Raw genomic sequence first — 14,777 nt, forward strand, 5'->3', positions numbered from 1 at the left:
CTGGACCGCATGTCCTCGGAGGCGGTCGGCACGGGCCGACATGGTGGTCCGGTCGTGGCGTTCCTGGTCCTGCTCTGGGTGTGCGGTCTGATCGCGACGGCCGTGTGGTGGGTGGGCATCGCCTTGGAGCAGTGGAGCGTCAGCTACGGCGACCAGCCCGGCGAGTTCCAGGCCCTGCAGCGCCGGGCGAGCCTCGCCCTGCTGGTCGGCGCGCTGGTGGCGACCGCCGGGCCGGCCCTCGTCGCGCTCGTCGCCTATCACCTGCGGCTGGTCCGCACCGCTGTCGTCTTCCTGGTGCTGACGCTCGTGATCGCCGTGCCCGCCGTACCGTTCGCCGTGCTCGCCGGCCGGGACCTCGATCCGGCCCCGGCGACGACGCCCGGCCCGCCCGGGCACTGCGTGGAACACAGCGGCGGCGACACCCGCTGCCCGGGCGGCTGACCGTCTGTTTCCGTCGGACCGGCGTGCCATGATGCCGCTCACCCCAGGGCGAGGAGCACGACGCGATGGCCACGGTGACGGTTCGGGACGAGACAGCGACGGGCAGGGCGATCGACCAGTGGCCGTTGACCGGCCTGCCGGAGCGCATCTCCGCGCGGGAGCTGGTGCGGTTGCGCGCCCGCGGCTGGCAGGCCGGCTACCTGGGCACGTGGGACGGCGGTTACGACAGCGAGGCCACCAAGCTCTTCGGCGGCGGCGCGTGGCGGGCGTCCTTCCACCACCAGCTGGTCGAGACGGACGGTCCGCGCGACCACGACGTGCACCACTGCTCCACCGACCAGGTGCGCTTCGCCCGCCACGACGGCACGGCCTGGCAGCCCGCGCCGGTCACGGACGTTCCGCCGCTGGTGTTCACCGAGGCGATGCGGGACGTGGACCTGTTCGTCGGCGTCACCTCGATCGCCACCGACCCGCAGTGGGCCGACCGCGGCGCGGACCGGTTCCGGGACTACTGGCACCGCACCGTGGTCGGGGAACTGACCCCGTCGGCACAGGTGCGCCGGGACGCCCTGGCCCGACTGCTCCCCCGCATGGCCATCGCCGGCCGGGTCACCCTCGCCGACCGCTACCTGCACGTACGCGGGAACCTGCGCGGCTACCGGATCCACCTCGGCTCGGGCAACATCATGATGGAGCCGAACGACGCCTACCTGTGCATCGTCCCCGCGCGCGGGGGGACCGGGCGGCTGCACCTGCCGTTCGAGGACGATCCGATGCTGTCGACGATCCTGTCGAAGGCGATCATGCTCGCCGCCGACGACTCGATCACCGACCCCACCGTGCTGCGGCAGCTCGCCGCATGACCGCCTGGGCGCGACTGCACGTCGACTACTGCCAGTACCAGGTGATCACCGTGCCGGGTGCGCCCGGTACGCCGATCTACACCGTCGGCGACGATCTCCTGCACGTGGGCGGGCCGCATCAGGTCACCGGCTTCTGCGGCGTCCACACCGCACCGATCGAGGCGCGCCTGCGTGTCCTGTCCGAGCCGCCGACGCGTGTCGACGCCGGTTGGGACGCGGTCAGTGAGGCGACGCTCTGGAGCCCGAGCGGCCGGTTGTCGGTCGTCGGCCTGATGGGCGGTGTCGCGGACGCCCTCGTCGACGTCGCCGTTCCGCGCGGGCTGATCCGGGTGCGCATACACGCCCGCCACCGCCTGCACGAGATGGTACGCACCGACGACGACCCGCCCGAGCAGCACGAACTGCACGTCTGGGCGGTGCGCGAGGAGACCCCGTGGCGCACCGTGCGGGCCGACCCGGAGGGACGCGCCTGGGAGCAGAAGCCGGCGAAGGCCGCCGAGTGGGCGATGCTGTCCCTGGTGCCGCGCCCGTCCACCCGGCCGGCGATCCTGCCCACGCTCCCACCCGACCCCTACGAGGACGACACCGGCCTGGCCCGGGTGACGGTGGTCCGCCACCGCCCCGGCCCGGTGGACCTGCCGGTCGGCGTGCTCCCCGTCGGTGACCTGGAGGTGCGCCTGGAGCGGATCGACGCGGAGACCCTCCGCTGGTCGTGGGCGACCGCCGACGAGCCGATCTTCCCCGAACCGCTGACCACGGTGCCGGACGACGAGCCCACCACCGTACGGCTGACGACCGGCCCCGACGGCGTGACGCTGCGGCACGAGGGAGTGCGGGGCCGGCACGCCGCCGCCCTCGGCCTGATCTGGGACCACCTGCTCGACGGCGACGGGACGTATCCGTGGGTCGGGACGCTGCGGGCGCGGGCCGCCGAGGCGACCGCGCGCGCCGAGAAGCACCGCCGGTTGCGGGCCGCGCAGGAGGCCGAGCGGTGGGGCGGCCCGCCGCCGTCCGATCGAATCCGCCGGCTCCGCGGCCAGACGCAGTCCCTGGCGCGGATGGACCGCCGGTTGCTCGACCGCCTCGACGCGCTGCCCGCCGCCCGCCAGCGGGGGGCGGCCTGCTGGGCGGCCCGCCGGGCGATGCGGGTGGCCGGGCTGGAGCAACTCGGCTGGATCGCCGACGCGCTCGCCGCCGCCGAAGCCGGCCGTCCGCTCCCCCCGGCGTTCACCGAGCAGCACGGCGCCGCCGCGTTCCGGCGCATGCTGTCGGACCCCGCGGCGCCCCGCACCACCGTCCCGCTCCGGCCGAACCCGAAGGCGTTCGGCGCACAGGGTGTCACCGAGATGCTCCAGCAGGCCGCCGCGCTGCCCGCCCTGACCGCCCTGGCCGACGACGACCCGCTGGCCGCCGCGATCGACGCCCTCTACAACGCGGCGATCGCCCACGGGGACGACCGGGACCGGTTCCTCGCCGAGGCGCACGCCGAGCTGCGGGGTGAGCCCGTCGACCGGGCCGACGTCTAAGGCGTGTTTCGTACGAGGTTGTCTCACGCGGCAAGTCTCGCGAACTTCTTGTAGCAGGTCAGGGCGGTGGCCATGGCCAGGCAACGGCTCTGCCGGTCGTTGCGGACCACGTACGGGATCTTGAGACCACGAGTGGCCCATGGCAGGCTCATGCCGCATGATCGATGATTTCGCGAAAGCCAACCTGCACGGGAGACTGCGGCGGGACCGCAAGGCGCTGCTCTGGAAACTCGACGGCTTGTCCGAATACGACGCCCGCCGACCTTTGACAGCGACCGGGACCAACCTCCTCGGCCTGGTCAAACACGTGGCCACCGTCGAGGCCAGGTACTTCGGCGAGGTCTTCGACCGCCCTTCCCCGGAACCGCTGCCCCGGTGGCAGGACTCCAACGGCAGCGATCTGTGGGCGACCGAGCACGAGACCCGCGATCAGATCATCGCGTTCTACCGGCGTATCTGGGAACACTCGGACGCGACGATCAACGCGCTTCCCCTCGACGCCCCCGGCCACGTGCCGTGGTGGCCGGAGCCTCATGCCGACACGAACCTGTTCGCCATCATGGTCCATGTCCTCGGCGAATCCATCCGGCATGCCGGGCACGCCGACATCCTGCGCGAGGGCCTCGACGGCCGGACCGGGTTGCGCGCCGAACACGAGAACCAGATCGACGAGGAAGCCCGTGCGGCCTACTGCGCGAAGATCGAGCAGGCCGCCAGGTCGGCTGACGAGGCGGCATGACCTGACCGACGGGCAGTGGGCTGTTCTGGCTCCTGGCCTACCGTCTACGGCCTGTTCCGTCGCTGGCAGCGCGACGGGACCTGGGACAGGATCCTGTCGGCGTTGCAGGGGGATGCCGATGCGACCGGCCGGATCGGCTGGAGAGTGAGCGTGGACCCGGTGACCAACCCGCGTTCGACAAGGACCTCCACCGGCTACGCCACGCCGTCGAGAACCGCATCAACAGGCTCAAACGCCACCGCGGCCTCGCCACCCGCTACCACAATCTGGCGGTCCGCTCTCAAGCCGTCCTGACCATCACGATCATCACCGAGTGGCTCTGACCAGCTTGTGACACACGCCTTAGTCCTCGGGGTGCGCATCCCGCTCGCCGTGGAACACTTCCCCGCGCGCGGACAGCCCCGGGAGAGCGCGCGGTCGTCACGTGCCCGGCCGATTCTCCCGGGTACGGGCTGATCGTCGCCGGCGCCACATCAGCCCCGCCGAGACACCCGCCGCCATTCCGAGGACGACGTAGCTCAGCACCGGAGCGGGACCTCGGACGGCACCGGGACGCTCGTCGGACACCGCCCTGCGCGCCGCCGGTTCGGCCGGCGTCGATCTCGCGTACTCCTCGTCGACGACGAGAAGGAAGCGCCGTCCTCGTCTCGTCCCCGCCGTGCCCGCCGCCCAGGACGCCCGCGCCATCGGCCAGAAGCGCCGAGCGACGTCGCCCCGGAACATGCCGGCCAGCATGTCCCGCAGCAGCGGTTCGGGGATGGTGCCGATCTCGTAGCCCATCCAGGCGTACTGCACCAGGAGGTTGGTGTAGATGTGCTGCCGCTTGGCGGTGTCGTCGGGCAGGTCCAGTGGTCCCCAGCAGGGCAGGTAGACCGGCAGGTCGTCGAGCTGCATCGTGATCAGGTCGGTGTGGAAGCCGCGGATGGCCTGGATCCGGTCCGCCCTGCCCTGGCGGGCCTGGAGCAGCAGCGACACCGCGACGCCGCCGAGCGCGAGCGCCGACAGGACCGCCGACGTGGCCCCGTAGGTCTGCCCGATGTCGCTCAACCGGCTCCAGTCCTCGTCCGTCCCCCTGCTCACCGCTCTCAGCGCGACGGGCGACAGGATCACCAGCCCCACCACGACGAGGACTGCGACGACCGCGGCCGACGCGTGGCCGAGGCGACGGCCCGGGCTTCCCCCTCCGGTCGCCGGACCTGGCGCCGAGGCACCGCCGACACGGCGTCCGGCCGCATGGTCCCGGCCCTTGGTGTCTCGGCGCATTCCGGAATTCTGCCGTCCCGTGCCACTCGCCCGCTGACCCGTGACGGCTGCCCGCCTCCGGGCCCGGGCCGCTCCGATGTCGACCGATCCTCCCGTCTAGGCTCCGCCTTGATCACCTCCTGAGAGGGCACCATCGTGACGACTCACCGAACCGGGACGGCGCGAGCCGCCGGTGTGACCATCTCCCTGCTCGCCGCCGCACTCCTGCTGGCCGCCGCCTGCACGTCGCCGGCGCCCGGTACGGACGTCGGGTCGTCGGCTTCCGCTCCACCGGCCTCGGCGAGCGCCCCGCCCTCTCGGAAGCTGTCCGCGCCGACCACGCTCCTCGGTTTCCCCAAGACGACGAGCAGGGTTCTGTACGGCGCTGCGATCCAGCAGTTGGAGCAGCTCAAGCGCGAGGTCGGCCAGGCGACCAGCGCGATCGGCGAGGCATACGAGGACGGCACGCCCGATGGAGACGTCGTCTTTGTCAGCGGGGCGTCAGGATCGATCGCCGATCCGGCCGGCGTCCTGGAAAGGGCGCTCAGGCCGTACCGCATCACCAAGGTCGCCAGCGTCGATGCCGGCGCCCTCGGGGGTGAGGCGCGCTGTGGGCGCGGACGAACCGAGGATGGCAGTTACCTGACCACGTGCGGCTGGGCGGACCGGGAAACCGTCGGCGTGGTGAGCTTCACCTCGTCGAGGCCCCAGCCCGACCACACCGCCGACTTCCTCAAGGTGCGGGAGATCGTGAGCCGACCGACCGACTGACGACGCCGGCCGGCCTCTCCGCCCTCGTCCACTCCGGACGATGCCCCTGGAGTGGCACGTGAACCTTTATTCCAGTGCTAGAGTAAGGCGTGGAGCTGACCCCCGCCGAGCTGACCGTCCTGGGCCTGGTGGTCGAACGGCCGCAGCACGGCTACGACCTGGAGCGGGTCATCGAGCAGCGGGGCATCCGGCAGTGGACCGACATCGGGTTCTCCTCGATCTACTACCTGCTCGCCAAGCTGGAACAGCGCGGCCTGCTCCACGTCCCGCAGGCACCGGCCGCCGCCAGGTCCCGCCGCGTCTTCCACCCCACCGACGAGGGCCGCCGGGTCGCCGCGCAGAACACGCTGGCGGTCATCGCCGAGGCACGCCCGCACCCGCAGCCCCTGCTGGTCGGCGTCGCCAACCTGGCCCTGCTCACCCCGCAGCAGTACGAGCAGGCGCTGCGCACCCGGCTGACGCAGCTCGCCGGCCGGATCGCCGCGATCCGGGCGGCGCAGCACGCGCAAGGCTCCCTCCCGCACGCGGCCCGCGAGGTCTTCTCCTACTCCCTGAGCCTGATGCAGGCAGAGAGGCAGTGGCTCGCCCACCGAGTCCAGGTGCCCCATGACGAACCCGACCGCTGAGAAGATCGACTTCAAGAAGACGCTCGACGCCTACCGCGCACAGCAGGGCCGGTTCCGGCTGGTCGAGGTGCCGGACATGCGCTACCTCATGATCGACGGCCACGGCGACCCCAACACGTCACCCGCCTTCACCGAGGCGATCGAGGCGCTCTACCCGACGGCGTACAAGCTGAAGTTCGCCAGCAGGCGCGGCCTCGGGCGCGACTACGTCGTCCCGCCCCTGGAAGGTCTGTGGTGGGCCGAGGACATGGCGTCGTTCACCACCGCACGGCAGAAGTCACAGTGGAACTGGACGCTGATGCTGATGGTCCCCGACTGGATCGCGCCACAGATGGTCACCGACGCCGTCGAGCAGGCCGGCGCCAAGAACCCACCGGCCCGTCTCGACGACGTCCGCCTCGAGACGCTGTCCGAGGGACGGTGCGTGCAGACACTGCACGTCGGGTCCTTCGACGACGAGGCCGAGGTGCTCGACCGACTGCACCACGAGTACGTCCCCGGCAACCGGCTCCGCATGACCGGGAAGCACCACGAGATCTATCTCAGCGACTTCCGCAGAGTCGCACCCGACAGGCAGCGCACCATCCTCCGGCAGCCCGTTGTTCCCGACCCGGCGAGCTGACCGTCGGAGGCCATTCGCTCAGCCGTTCGTGGGGCTGGAGATCCCTCGAGCCGCAAAGGACGATGCCACCTCGTCGAACATCCGGACCGCATCCTCCGCCCGCGCGGCGGCATCCGCTATCGGCAGCTCCATCTGGGGGTCGTACCCGGAGAGGCCCGTGACCATCTGGACGGACTCGCCGAGCCGGTACATCGCCGTGACGACCGCTTGGGCGTCCGCGCCCCGGTACCAGAAGGGGACCGTGATCGCCGCTTCGCCAGCGAAGTAGCTGACCTGGATGCCGGTCGGCTCATGGGTCAACTCGTAGTTGTGGGCGCCGTCGAAGACGGACACCTCGCCGAGCACCTGCCGCACCGCCGCCACCAGTCGGGCCCATGTCTCCCCGCTCGGACGCTCGTCGTCGTCGGCCTCCTCGGCCGCCTCCAGCGCGTCGTCCCAGGACTGGTCATCGCCCCGGGGCACGAAGATCAGGTCATAGCTCATGGCGATGAACCGTACCTCCCCTTCGCCCCCGGGGCCCTCGGACGGTCAGAGTGCTGCCGGATGGTCGGCGCACACGGCGACGGCTGGCCGCCGGATGCTCTAGGGTCCGGTGGTGCGAATCGGCGGCCCGCCAAAGGCCGGCATCCTCGCGATCGGGCTCGGTGTGCCGGCGGGCTTGCTCGCGGCGAGCGCCGGCGGTTCGGTCCAACGCGCCCCCACCGCTCTTCTCGTCATGGCGGTCGGGCTCACCGTCGCCGGCCTGCTGGTCGGCTCGGCAGCGGGTCTCCGGAACCACCGGATCTGGCCCGCGGTGCTGGTGCTGCTCTGCTCCTTCCACGCCGGCACATGGCTGAGCTCTTCCCACCACAGCGTCGCCGGGGACGTCGTCGTGCTGACCGTCGCCGCTGTCCCGGCCTGCCTCGGCGCGGCGCTCGGGTTCGCGGTCGGCCGTCGCCTCGCCGCACGGCAAGCCCAGGCCCGCTAGATCTCGCCGACGGCCAGGACCAGTTGGACCGGGAACTCCTTGTCCACTGGCCCACACCGACGCAAACGCTTCGACCGTGGCGGTGCCAGCCGTCTGCCTCCGCTACGAACTCGGCCGGGACGTCAGCGACGGGAGGTAGCCGCTCGCCCTGGACGGCCCGGCTCCAGGTCGGCCTGGAAGCTCCGCCCACACCTCGTTCCACCGCTCGGCCGGCTCGTCCCAGAACACGTCGCTCACCGCCACGGACACGATGTGGTAGCCGGGGCCGCTGACATCAATGCCCTGCCCCACGTGCCGTACCACCCGCGCCGACGGATAGTCCCGCCGAACCACTTCCTCGGCCAGATCGAGGGACTCGTCGAGGTTCACGGCCGCATGCCATCGCGCGGACCCGGTGGGCCTCCCGCTGCGGCGAACCGGTCGTCCGGGGGTCATGGCTTGCGGGCGACCCCGCAGTAGCCGTCCACGACGGCGGTCGGCTCGCTGTCCGGTCGCCACCGGCCGAGCGGAACGACACCCGGCTCGACGAGGTCGAGGCCGTCGAAGAACGCGGCGAAGTCGGTCACCTCACGCAGGTGGTACGGCACGGCGCCGCTCTCGTTGTACTGCCGGTGCGACTCGATCACCCGCTCGCTGGTGGCCGTGCCGTCGGACATCGCCAGGAAGCTGCCGGACGGCAGGGTGGAGACCAGGGCGTCGACGATGGCCCGGGCCTCGGCCGGTTCGCGCACGTGGCCCATGACACCGAGCATCATCAACGCGATCGGCTCGGTGAAGTCCAGCGTCTCGGAGGCGCCCTGGACGATCTTCTCCGGGTCGCGCAGGTCGGCGTCGACGTACCGCGTGGCGCCTTCCTGGCTGCTGGTCAGCAACACCCGGGCATGGGCGAGGACCATCGGGTCGTTGTCGACGTACACGATGCGCGCCTGCGGCGTGATTCCCTGGGCGACCTGGTGGGTGTTGTCGGCCGTGGGCAGACCGGTGCCGACGTCGAGGAACTGGCGGACCCCCGCCTCGCCGGCGAGGTACGTCACCGCGCGGCGCAGGAACGCCCGCGAGTATTGCGCCGCCTCCACGATCTCGGGGAAGACCGCGCGGACCTGGTCGCCGACGGCCCGGTCCGGCGCGAAGTTGTCCTTGCCGCCGAGCCAGTAGTTCCACACCCGCGCCGAGTGGGGCACCGTCGTGTCCAGCTTGGAGGCCAGCTCCTCGACGGGCTGGTCGGCTCGCCCCTGCGACATGTCGTTCTCCCCCAATGGCTCACGGCGTCAGGGCCGTAGCCTAGTGCCCCACCGGCGGGCGGTGGGGGTGTGCTGGTGGTCAACCGGTGGCGACGGCCGGTCTCCGGGGCTACCGGGCGTCGCGCCGACGACGCGCGCGCTCGAACTCGGCGACGTCCGCCATCCAGGGCCCGTGCTGGTCGAGCGCGGCGCAGCCGCCGCGGACGAAGGCGCTCACCATGTTCCGGTATCCGCCGATCCCGTCGACCAGGCTGTACTCGACCCGGTACTGCGGATCGGACCCGGCCTCTCCGGGTCGCACGGTCGTGATCCGGGCGACGGAGTCCGCGTAGAAGTGCAGCTGGATCCCCTCGCCCATCTCCTCGTCCTCGATGGTGAACACCTCGTTGTCACCCGCGGAGCGGTCGGCGACGAACTCCCAGAACTCGCCGGAGGCGGTGCCCTGGCCGTCCCGTCGCCACGTCCGCTCGCCGCCCTTGTCGTCGGTGAACGTCAGGGCCGTCTTGGCGCCGTCACCGAGGTCGGTGTGCTCCTCGGGGTCGTCCGCCGGGGTGCTCCTGGAGCGGTCCGCGGCCTCCGAGCACATCAGAAAACTCACCGTACGCACCGCGTCGTCGACGAGTCCCGGATGCGCCCGGCGCACGGCCGCGTCGACCGTCGCCGCCATCCGATCCCAGTCGCGCTTGTCCGTGGCCCGGTGTCCCCGCCTCGGATCGAGGCCGATCCGCATCCCGGCGCACGCCTGCTCAGCCGTGGCGATCACACGCATGACCTGGGGCAGCAGTGCGGGGTCGACGGCATCGGGCATCCGCCGTGGAACCGTCGCGCCGTGCAGGTACTGGCCCGTGTATCTCAGGATCGCCGCGTCGAGCGGCCCGAGGACCGTGCCGCGCGCGGCGCGACGGCGGTTCGCGTGGTATTCCTGGGCACGTCTCTCGTTCGATTCCTCGGTCGCCGCGCGCATCGCCTGGCAGACCTGACCGCGTTCCAGCAGGGCGATGTCGGCGCCATGGGCCACCGGCCGACTCCGGTCCCACGGGATACGCCGGAACAGCGCGTCGACGTCCGCCGGCGGGGCGAGCAGGACCGGGTCCAACAGGGCGACGGCAGCGTCCTCGTCGAGCCGGCCCCGGGTCCCGGCGGCGTCGCACAGCGGAAGGACCGCGCTCCACAGCAGCAGGTGCCGGGCCAGGTCCTCGCGGATCACCGCAAGATGGGCCTCGGCGATCGGGAAGGTGAACTCGCGAGGTTCATGGTTGGCGTCGGCCCCGGCAGCGAGCATCAGCTTCAGCTGGCCGTTCTCGTGGATCACCTTCGGGATCCACCCGCTGCTGCGCGTGAAGACGAGGTCCCTCATGATCCGTTCACGCCCACCGGGCGCATTCGGCGTCGAGGCGTGGTTCGGCGCGTACCCAGACCTCGCCGCCGGTGGCCCCGGCCGGGGCCTCGACCCGTTCGAGACCGAGGAAATCGATCAGCTGGAGCAGTTCGGCCCGTTCGGCGCGGTCTTCGTCGAGACCGTGCGAGTCGAAGAAGATGTAGAACTGGTCGGTCGGGTCGACGTAGCCCGAATCCGCCCAGATCCGGAAGACCTCGTCCATCGCTGCTGCTTCCGTCGTGATCATGGCAGCGCGGGCGGCGCCGCGGGCCTCGGGTGACGCGTCGAGGTCGGAGAGGTCGGAGAGCCACTGGCCGAAGTAGTCGAGGCCGGCGTATCCGTTCTCGAAGAACAGCATCGCGCCCGAAAGGTAACGGTTGCCCCTGTCCTCCCGGAGGTGTTCCGACCGAGGTGGGTGTCCATCCTCGATCCGGGAGATCACCCCCTGTCCGGGCATGAGTATCAGACTCTGCCCCGCCGGTTCGTCAGTGATGGTGTAGCTCTCTGATTCTCGTTCCCGGACGAACGCGGCGAACGCCTCGTAGGCCTCCTGAGCGTCGCCCACCGAGACCTGTTGACTGGCGCCGTCACCGGCGGCGAAGACGAACTGCTTCGGTCCGGGACTGTAGGGGCGGGCCATATGCGTCCTTCGTTCGCGTGTCCTGGCTCCGCGAGCGTAGTGGATCAGTCAGACATGCTCGCGGCCCCGACGACCCCTCGCCCCCAGGTCACGCACCGGTCAGCCGACCGTCCGCACCGCTGTCGACGAGACCGCGACCAGTTCGGGCAGCGCGGGCAGGAACACCGTGGGGACGCCGAGCGACTGGTTCATCGCGGCGAGCCGGTACTCGGCCTGGAGGTCGGTGGTGTTGCGCAGGCCGCGAACGATCACCCCTACCTCGTGGCGCCGGCAGTAGGTGGCGGTCAACCCGCTCCAGGCCGCCACGGTGACCGAGGTCCAGCCGGCCGGCAGGGCGGCCCGGACAGCGGCCGCGCGTTCCTCCTCGCTCCGGCCCGGATGCTTGGCGCTGTTGACCGCGACGAGCACCACCAGCTCGTCGAAGAGGTCCCGCGCCCGGCGCACCACGTCCAGATGCCCGGGGGTGACCGGATCGAAGCTGCCCGGGTAGACAGCACGCACCCGTACCCGACCGACGCCGGGTACCGCCGGATGCGGTTCGGCCGTCACGACCCCAGCACCCGCCGCGCGTCGTCGATGACCCGCGCCGAGGCCAGCGGAGCCCAGGAGGCGAACAGGTCGCGGAAGTAGGCGCCGTGCCGCTCGGCGATCCCCGGATCCTGCTCGATCACGTCCAGTTCGTTGACGATGCTCAAATCCACGAGCGCCCGGAGCCGATCCGGAGCCGGCGTCCGCACCTGCCCGGTGAAGCGGTCGACCACCTGGCCGGTCTCGGCCAACGCCCGCCAACTGCGGCTGCGGTCACAGCCGCCGTACAGGTGGACGAGTTCCTCGGCACCCGGGCCGACCAGGTCCCGCAGCACCGCGCGGTCGGCCCGATCGAGCAGGGCGAGGTCGAACCCGTCGGTGCCGTAGGCGGCGTGGGTGAGGCCCGCGGCCTGGACCTCACTGCCGCAACCGAGCACGGCGAGCCGCTCGCCGACCCGGCACAGGTGGGCATAGAGGGTGCCCCCGGGATGCGCGATCCGGTCGGCGCCGCGCCGGCGCAGCCAGTCCCGCACGTCCCTGTCGGTGCTCATGGCCCGACTGTAGGCACCGGCCGTCGGATGCACCGGCCCGGAGCGTGGGCGATACGTCACAGCGCCTGGACGACCACGATGTGCGTGCGGGTTGGGCGGTCGAGCACCTGCCGCAGTCTCCCCTCGGTCAGCTCACCGACCGCCGCGGCCGGTGGGCGCCCTCGCGCTCATGCCGCCCGACGGGAGCGTCCGTACTCGGCGAGGGCGTGGAACGCGGCCTTGGGGGTCCACGAGCCGTCCGGCAGCACCCGCACGATCCCCCGCGCGGCCAGGTCGTAGTCGTGCTCGGGGTCGCCGGTCGTCGGCAGGTGCCGGTTCGCGAACGTGTACACGAACGCCGCCTCCGCCCCGCCGGCCTCGTAGTCGCGCAGCAGGTCGACGACGTAGCGGGCCTGGCCCTCCTCGTCGCGCTCCAGCTTCCGGGTGAGCGTCGCAGCTCGGCCGTGGTCGTCGTAGGTCACCGGCTCCGTCGCGCCCGCGACGTCGGCCGCGCCCCGGTACGTGCAGCAGCCGAACTCCGTCGCGGCGTACGGCTTGCCCTGCCCCACGGCCGCCGCCAGGCTCTGCGGGAATGCCTCGGCGTTGGTCGCGTCGCGGTAGCCGGCGTCGCTGGCGATGATGTCGAACGGCGCCCAGTCGACGTCCTCCAGCGGGATCGAGGCGTAGCCGACGGGGCCGCCGAAGCGCTCGCGGACCGCGGGTACCGCTCGCGCGAGGAAGTGGCGTACCGCGGCCCGGGCGGCCGGGACCGCCTCCCGCATCCGCATCGGGTCGGTGAACAGCGCCATCCGCTCGGCCAGATCACGGCCGGGGAGGAAGCCGTCGGTGAACATGGAGATCTCGGAGCCGGTGAGGTACACGACCGAGGCGCCGCCGCGCCGCAGCCGCTCGGCGCGCTCGGCGCCGTCGAGCAGGAACTCCAGGAGCTGGTCGCGGTCGAGCCCGTTGGTGAACGGGCAGTACCACACCTCGAGCCCCGCCTCGGCCGCCAGCCGGGCGGTCAGCTCCAGCCGGTCCTGGACGCCGCCGGTGATCCGTACCGCGTCGCAGTGCAGCTCGTCGCGGATGACCCGCAGGTCGCTCCGGACGGTCTCGGGGTCGAACGGCTCGTGGGTGGTGGACCCGGCGCTCACGAAGCCGGTGTCGTAGTTCATGCCGAAGACGCGCATCAGCCAACCCCTCTCCAAGGTACGCTGCGTACCCTACAAGGTACGGCGAGTACCCTACAAGACATGAGCAGGCGGCGTCGGGGTGAGGAACTGGAACAGGCGATCCTGCGGGCCGCCGCGGAGGTGATGCGCGAGTCCGGATACGCGGGCATGACGATGGACCGCGTCGCCGCCCGCGCCGGAACCAACAAGAACGCCATCTACCGCCGGTGGCCGCACCGGGCGGCGCTGGGCATCGCGGCGTACCGCCACCTGTCCGACGCCGCCCTGCCGAACCCGGACACCGGCACGCTGCGCGGCGACGCGCTGGAGATGCTGCGGCGGGCCAACGAGACGTGGTCGTCGCCGCACGGAGCCATCCTGCGCGGCCTGCTCGCCGCCGCGGCCGACGACCCGGAACTGCTCACCCTCATGCGCGCCCGGTCCGGCGCCGACGCCATGGACCTGGCCTGGATCGCCATGCTCGAACGGGCCGTGGCCCGGGGCGAGGCGCCGGCGGCGGCCGTCCGCCCCCGGGTGGCGACCACGCCGATGATGCTGCTCCGCGCCGAGTACGCGATACGGGGCATCCCCTCGGTCCCCGACGAGGTGCTCGTCGACATCGTCGACGAGGTGTTCCTGCCCCTGGTACGCGGTCGCGGCTGACGCGACGCCGGCCGGTGCATACTGCCTCGGTGATCAGGTTCCGGTTCGCGCTGTGCCCCCTGGACGAGGTGTCGCCGTGGGGCGGCGACCGGCCGACACTCCACTGGTTCGGGCTCACCGAGGGCTGGTACTGGCTCGAAGCCGGCGGACGGGAGCTGCTGCGCCGCACCCGGCACCCGGGACCGCTCCCCTACGTCGACCACTACCTGGCCCGGCTCTGGGAGGACGTCATCGCCCTCACCCCCGAGGTACGGGAGCCGGTGCCCGCGGATCTGGTGTCCTTCGTCGAGTCCCGTCGCGGGCAGTGGACCCGCGACCCGTTCGATTTCGAGCCGGAGGACCACCGGACCATCGGCGGCGACCTGGACCGACCCGACCACCCCGCCGTCACGGCGGCGATCTGGCACGGCGAGCGCCACCTGGACCTCGGATACCTGCGCAACCCACCCCGGCTCCGGTTCTGGCGCACCCTCCGGGACGACCGCGACGAGGTCACCGTGGACTGGCGGCACGAGGACGACGGTGAGATCGGTTTCAGCGCAGGGCCCGCCGTCCGGCTCCGCGTTCCGACCACCGCGTACCTCGACGCCGTGCACACCCTCGACCGCGAGCTGATGGACGCCATGGGACAGCGGGTCGAGGAGCTGGAACGCCGCGGTGGGCTACCGGGCGTCGACCTCGACCCCGTCCAGTTACGACGCGAGCACGAGGACCGGCGGCACTGGCTCTCCCGCAACCTCGAGCGCCGCCCGACGACCGACTGGGCGGCGGTCCGCCACGGCGCCCGCCTGCTGCTCGCCCCGCCGCACCCCTGACGTGGGCGGCCGT

General features: G+C 71.8%; 20 protein-coding genes and 1 pseudogene. 11 read left to right on the forward strand and 10 right to left on the reverse strand.

Features of this window, described 5'->3' with window-relative positions; all coding sequences use genetic code 11:
* Positions 1–54 precede the first annotated feature (54 nt).
* The 3 genes from COO58_RS16500 to COO58_RS16510 all read left to right on the forward strand — a co-directional run bounded on the left by COO58_RS16500 (position 55) and on the right by COO58_RS16510 (position 2,830).
* Positions 55–441: a hypothetical protein gene (locus COO58_RS16500; protein WP_141561903.1), complete on the forward strand. Its 387-nt coding sequence runs from the start codon at positions 55–57 to the stop codon at positions 439–441.
* A 65-nt stretch (positions 442–506) separates the two neighbouring features.
* On the forward strand, positions 507–1,304 hold the full coding sequence (locus tag COO58_RS16505) for a hypothetical protein (RefSeq protein WP_098745616.1): 798 nt from the start codon (positions 507–509) through the stop codon (positions 1,302–1,304).
* On the forward strand, positions 1,301–2,830 hold the full coding sequence (locus COO58_RS16510; RefSeq protein ID WP_098745618.1) for a hypothetical protein: 1,530 nt from the start codon (positions 1,301–1,303) through the stop codon (positions 2,828–2,830). The genes COO58_RS16505 and COO58_RS16510 overlap by 4 nt, the downstream gene beginning before the upstream one ends.
* A 23-nt stretch (positions 2,831–2,853) precedes the next feature.
* Here the strand turns inward: COO58_RS16510 and COO58_RS30840 are convergent, their stop codons facing one another.
* A complete protein-coding gene (locus COO58_RS30840) occupies positions 2,854–2,982 on the reverse strand; it encodes a hypothetical protein (RefSeq protein ID WP_255292645.1) in 129 nt (42 codons plus the stop codon).
* Between the two features lie 5 nt (positions 2,983–2,987).
* On the opposite strand from COO58_RS30840, the gene COO58_RS16515 reads away from it, so the two are divergent.
* Together COO58_RS16515 and COO58_RS31235 are read left to right on the forward strand one after the other, a co-directional pair.
* The gene (locus COO58_RS16515) at positions 2,988–3,569 is read left to right on the forward strand and encodes a DinB family protein (RefSeq protein ID WP_091578955.1); all 582 of its coding nucleotides are present in this window, start codon (positions 2,988–2,990) and stop codon (positions 3,567–3,569) included.
* A gap of 27 nt (positions 3,570–3,596) precedes the next feature.
* Positions 3,597–3,892: pseudogene (locus COO58_RS31235) on the forward strand (hypothetical protein); the annotation flags it as partial.
* A gap of 97 nt (positions 3,893–3,989) precedes the next feature.
* On the opposite strand, the gene COO58_RS16525 reads toward COO58_RS31235, so the two are convergent.
* Positions 3,990–4,649: a DUF6082 family protein gene (locus COO58_RS16525; RefSeq protein WP_141561904.1), complete on the reverse strand. Its 660-nt coding sequence runs from the start codon at positions 4,647–4,649 to the stop codon at positions 3,990–3,992.
* Between the two features lie 357 nt (positions 4,650–5,006).
* On the opposite strand from COO58_RS16525, the gene COO58_RS16530 reads away from it, so the two are divergent.
* From COO58_RS16530 to COO58_RS16540, 3 genes are all read left to right on the forward strand, one after another.
* On the forward strand, positions 5,007–5,582 hold the full coding sequence (locus tag COO58_RS16530; protein ID WP_098745621.1) for a hypothetical protein: 576 nt from the start codon (positions 5,007–5,009) through the stop codon (positions 5,580–5,582).
* Positions 5,583–5,671: 89 nt separating this feature from the next.
* On the forward strand, positions 5,672–6,208 hold the full coding sequence (locus tag COO58_RS16535; RefSeq protein WP_098745622.1) for a PadR family transcriptional regulator: 537 nt from the start codon (positions 5,672–5,674) through the stop codon (positions 6,206–6,208).
* Entirely contained in the window at positions 6,189–6,830 is a 642-nt protein-coding gene (locus COO58_RS16540; protein WP_098745624.1) for a GyrI-like domain-containing protein, read from the forward strand. The genes COO58_RS16535 and COO58_RS16540 overlap by 20 nt, the downstream gene beginning before the upstream one ends.
* 18 nt (positions 6,831–6,848) lie before the next feature.
* Here the strand turns inward: COO58_RS16540 and COO58_RS16545 are convergent, their stop codons facing one another.
* The gene (locus COO58_RS16545) at positions 6,849–7,313 is read right to left on the reverse strand and encodes a hypothetical protein (RefSeq protein ID WP_098745626.1); all 465 of its coding nucleotides are present in this window, start codon (positions 7,311–7,313) and stop codon (positions 6,849–6,851) included.
* Positions 7,314–7,425: 112 nt separating this feature from the next.
* Between COO58_RS16545 and COO58_RS30235 the strand changes: the two genes are divergently transcribed.
* Positions 7,426–7,797, forward strand: coding sequence for a hypothetical protein (locus COO58_RS30235; protein WP_141684621.1), 372 nt, complete (start codon positions 7,426–7,428; stop codon positions 7,795–7,797).
* Positions 7,798–7,899: 102 nt separating this feature from the next.
* On the opposite strand, the gene COO58_RS16555 is transcribed toward COO58_RS30235, so the two are convergent.
* The 7 genes from COO58_RS16555 to COO58_RS16585 form a co-directional block, all read right to left on the reverse strand.
* The gene (locus COO58_RS16555; RefSeq protein WP_098745627.1) at positions 7,900–8,166 is read right to left on the reverse strand and encodes a hypothetical protein; all 267 of its coding nucleotides are present in this window, start codon (positions 8,164–8,166) and stop codon (positions 7,900–7,902) included.
* Between the two features lie 62 nt (positions 8,167–8,228).
* Complete coding sequence (locus COO58_RS16560) at positions 8,229–9,038, reverse strand: SAM-dependent methyltransferase (RefSeq protein WP_091578971.1); 810 nt, start codon at positions 9,036–9,038, stop codon at positions 8,229–8,231.
* A gap of 109 nt (positions 9,039–9,147) precedes the next feature.
* Positions 9,148–10,395 (reverse strand): DUF6357 family protein, encoded by a 1,248-nt coding sequence (locus COO58_RS16565; RefSeq protein WP_098745629.1) that lies wholly within the window; start codon positions 10,393–10,395, stop codon positions 9,148–9,150.
* 7 nt (positions 10,396–10,402) lie between these two features.
* Positions 10,403–11,056, reverse strand: a complete 654-nt coding sequence (locus COO58_RS16570; protein WP_098745630.1) for a hypothetical protein — start codon at positions 11,054–11,056, stop codon at positions 10,403–10,405.
* Positions 11,057–11,155: 99 nt separating this feature from the next.
* Positions 11,156–11,557: a pantetheine-phosphate adenylyltransferase gene (gene coaD / locus COO58_RS16575; protein ID WP_255292646.1), complete on the reverse strand. Its 402-nt coding sequence runs from the start codon at positions 11,555–11,557 to the stop codon at positions 11,156–11,158.
* A 44-nt stretch (positions 11,558–11,601) separates the two neighbouring features.
* Positions 11,602–12,135, reverse strand: coding sequence for a DUF6817 domain-containing protein (locus tag COO58_RS16580; RefSeq protein ID WP_098745633.1), 534 nt, complete (start codon positions 12,133–12,135; stop codon positions 11,602–11,604).
* Between the two features lie 167 nt (positions 12,136–12,302).
* Complete coding sequence (locus COO58_RS16585; RefSeq protein ID WP_098745635.1) at positions 12,303–13,304, reverse strand: hypothetical protein; 1,002 nt, start codon at positions 13,302–13,304, stop codon at positions 12,303–12,305.
* 63 nt (positions 13,305–13,367) lie between these two features.
* Here COO58_RS16585 and COO58_RS16590 point away from each other — a divergent pair, with 63 nt between their 5' ends.
* Both COO58_RS16590 and COO58_RS16595 read left to right on the forward strand, forming a co-directional pair.
* Positions 13,368–13,949, forward strand: a complete 582-nt coding sequence (locus tag COO58_RS16590) for a TetR/AcrR family transcriptional regulator (protein ID WP_091578986.1) — start codon at positions 13,368–13,370, stop codon at positions 13,947–13,949.
* A gap of 29 nt (positions 13,950–13,978) precedes the next feature.
* Positions 13,979–14,764, forward strand: a complete 786-nt coding sequence (locus tag COO58_RS16595; RefSeq protein WP_098745636.1) for a DUF5984 family protein — start codon at positions 13,979–13,981, stop codon at positions 14,762–14,764.
* Positions 14,765–14,777: the final 13 nt, after the last annotated feature.

It is taken from the genome of Micromonospora sp. WMMA1996 (assembly GCF_002573675.1).
Classification (GTDB): domain Bacteria; phylum Actinomycetota; class Actinomycetes; order Mycobacteriales; family Micromonosporaceae; genus Micromonospora; species Micromonospora sediminicola.

What these genes read in the sequence shown, in the direction of transcription:
- COO58_RS16505 (WP_098745616.1), top strand. Translation starts at nt 507, where the DNA reads ATGGCCACGGTGACGGTTCGGGACGAGACAGCGACGGGCAGGGCGATC.
- COO58_RS16560 (WP_091578971.1), bottom strand. Translation starts at nt 9,038, where the DNA reads ATGTCGCAGGGGCGAGCCGACCAGCCCGTCGAGGAGCTGGCCTCCAAG.
- COO58_RS16510 (WP_098745618.1), top strand. Translation starts at nt 1,301, where the DNA reads ATGACCGCCTGGGCGCGACTGCACGTCGACTACTGCCAGTACCAGGTG.
- COO58_RS30840 (WP_255292645.1), bottom strand. Translation starts at nt 2,982, where the DNA reads ATGAGCCTGCCATGGGCCACTCGTGGTCTCAAGATCCCGTACGTGGTC.
- COO58_RS16585 (WP_098745635.1), bottom strand. Translation starts at nt 13,304, where the DNA reads ATGCGCGTCTTCGGCATGAACTACGACACCGGCTTCGTGAGCGCCGGG.
- COO58_RS16580 (WP_098745633.1), bottom strand. Translation starts at nt 12,135, where the DNA reads ATGAGCACCGACAGGGACGTGCGGGACTGGCTGCGCCGGCGCGGCGCC.
- COO58_RS16515 (WP_091578955.1), top strand. Translation starts at nt 2,988, where the DNA reads ATGATCGATGATTTCGCGAAAGCCAACCTGCACGGGAGACTGCGGCGG.
- COO58_RS16590 (WP_091578986.1), top strand. Translation starts at nt 13,368, where the DNA reads ATGAGCAGGCGGCGTCGGGGTGAGGAACTGGAACAGGCGATCCTGCGG.
- COO58_RS16540 (WP_098745624.1), top strand. Translation starts at nt 6,189, where the DNA reads ATGACGAACCCGACCGCTGAGAAGATCGACTTCAAGAAGACGCTCGAC.
- COO58_RS16570 (WP_098745630.1), bottom strand. Translation starts at nt 11,056, where the DNA reads ATGGCCCGCCCCTACAGTCCCGGACCGAAGCAGTTCGTCTTCGCCGCC.
- COO58_RS16565 (WP_098745629.1), bottom strand. Translation starts at nt 10,395, where the DNA reads ATGAGGGACCTCGTCTTCACGCGCAGCAGCGGGTGGATCCCGAAGGTG.
- COO58_RS16545 (WP_098745626.1), bottom strand. Translation starts at nt 7,313, where the DNA reads ATGAGCTATGACCTGATCTTCGTGCCCCGGGGCGATGACCAGTCCTGG.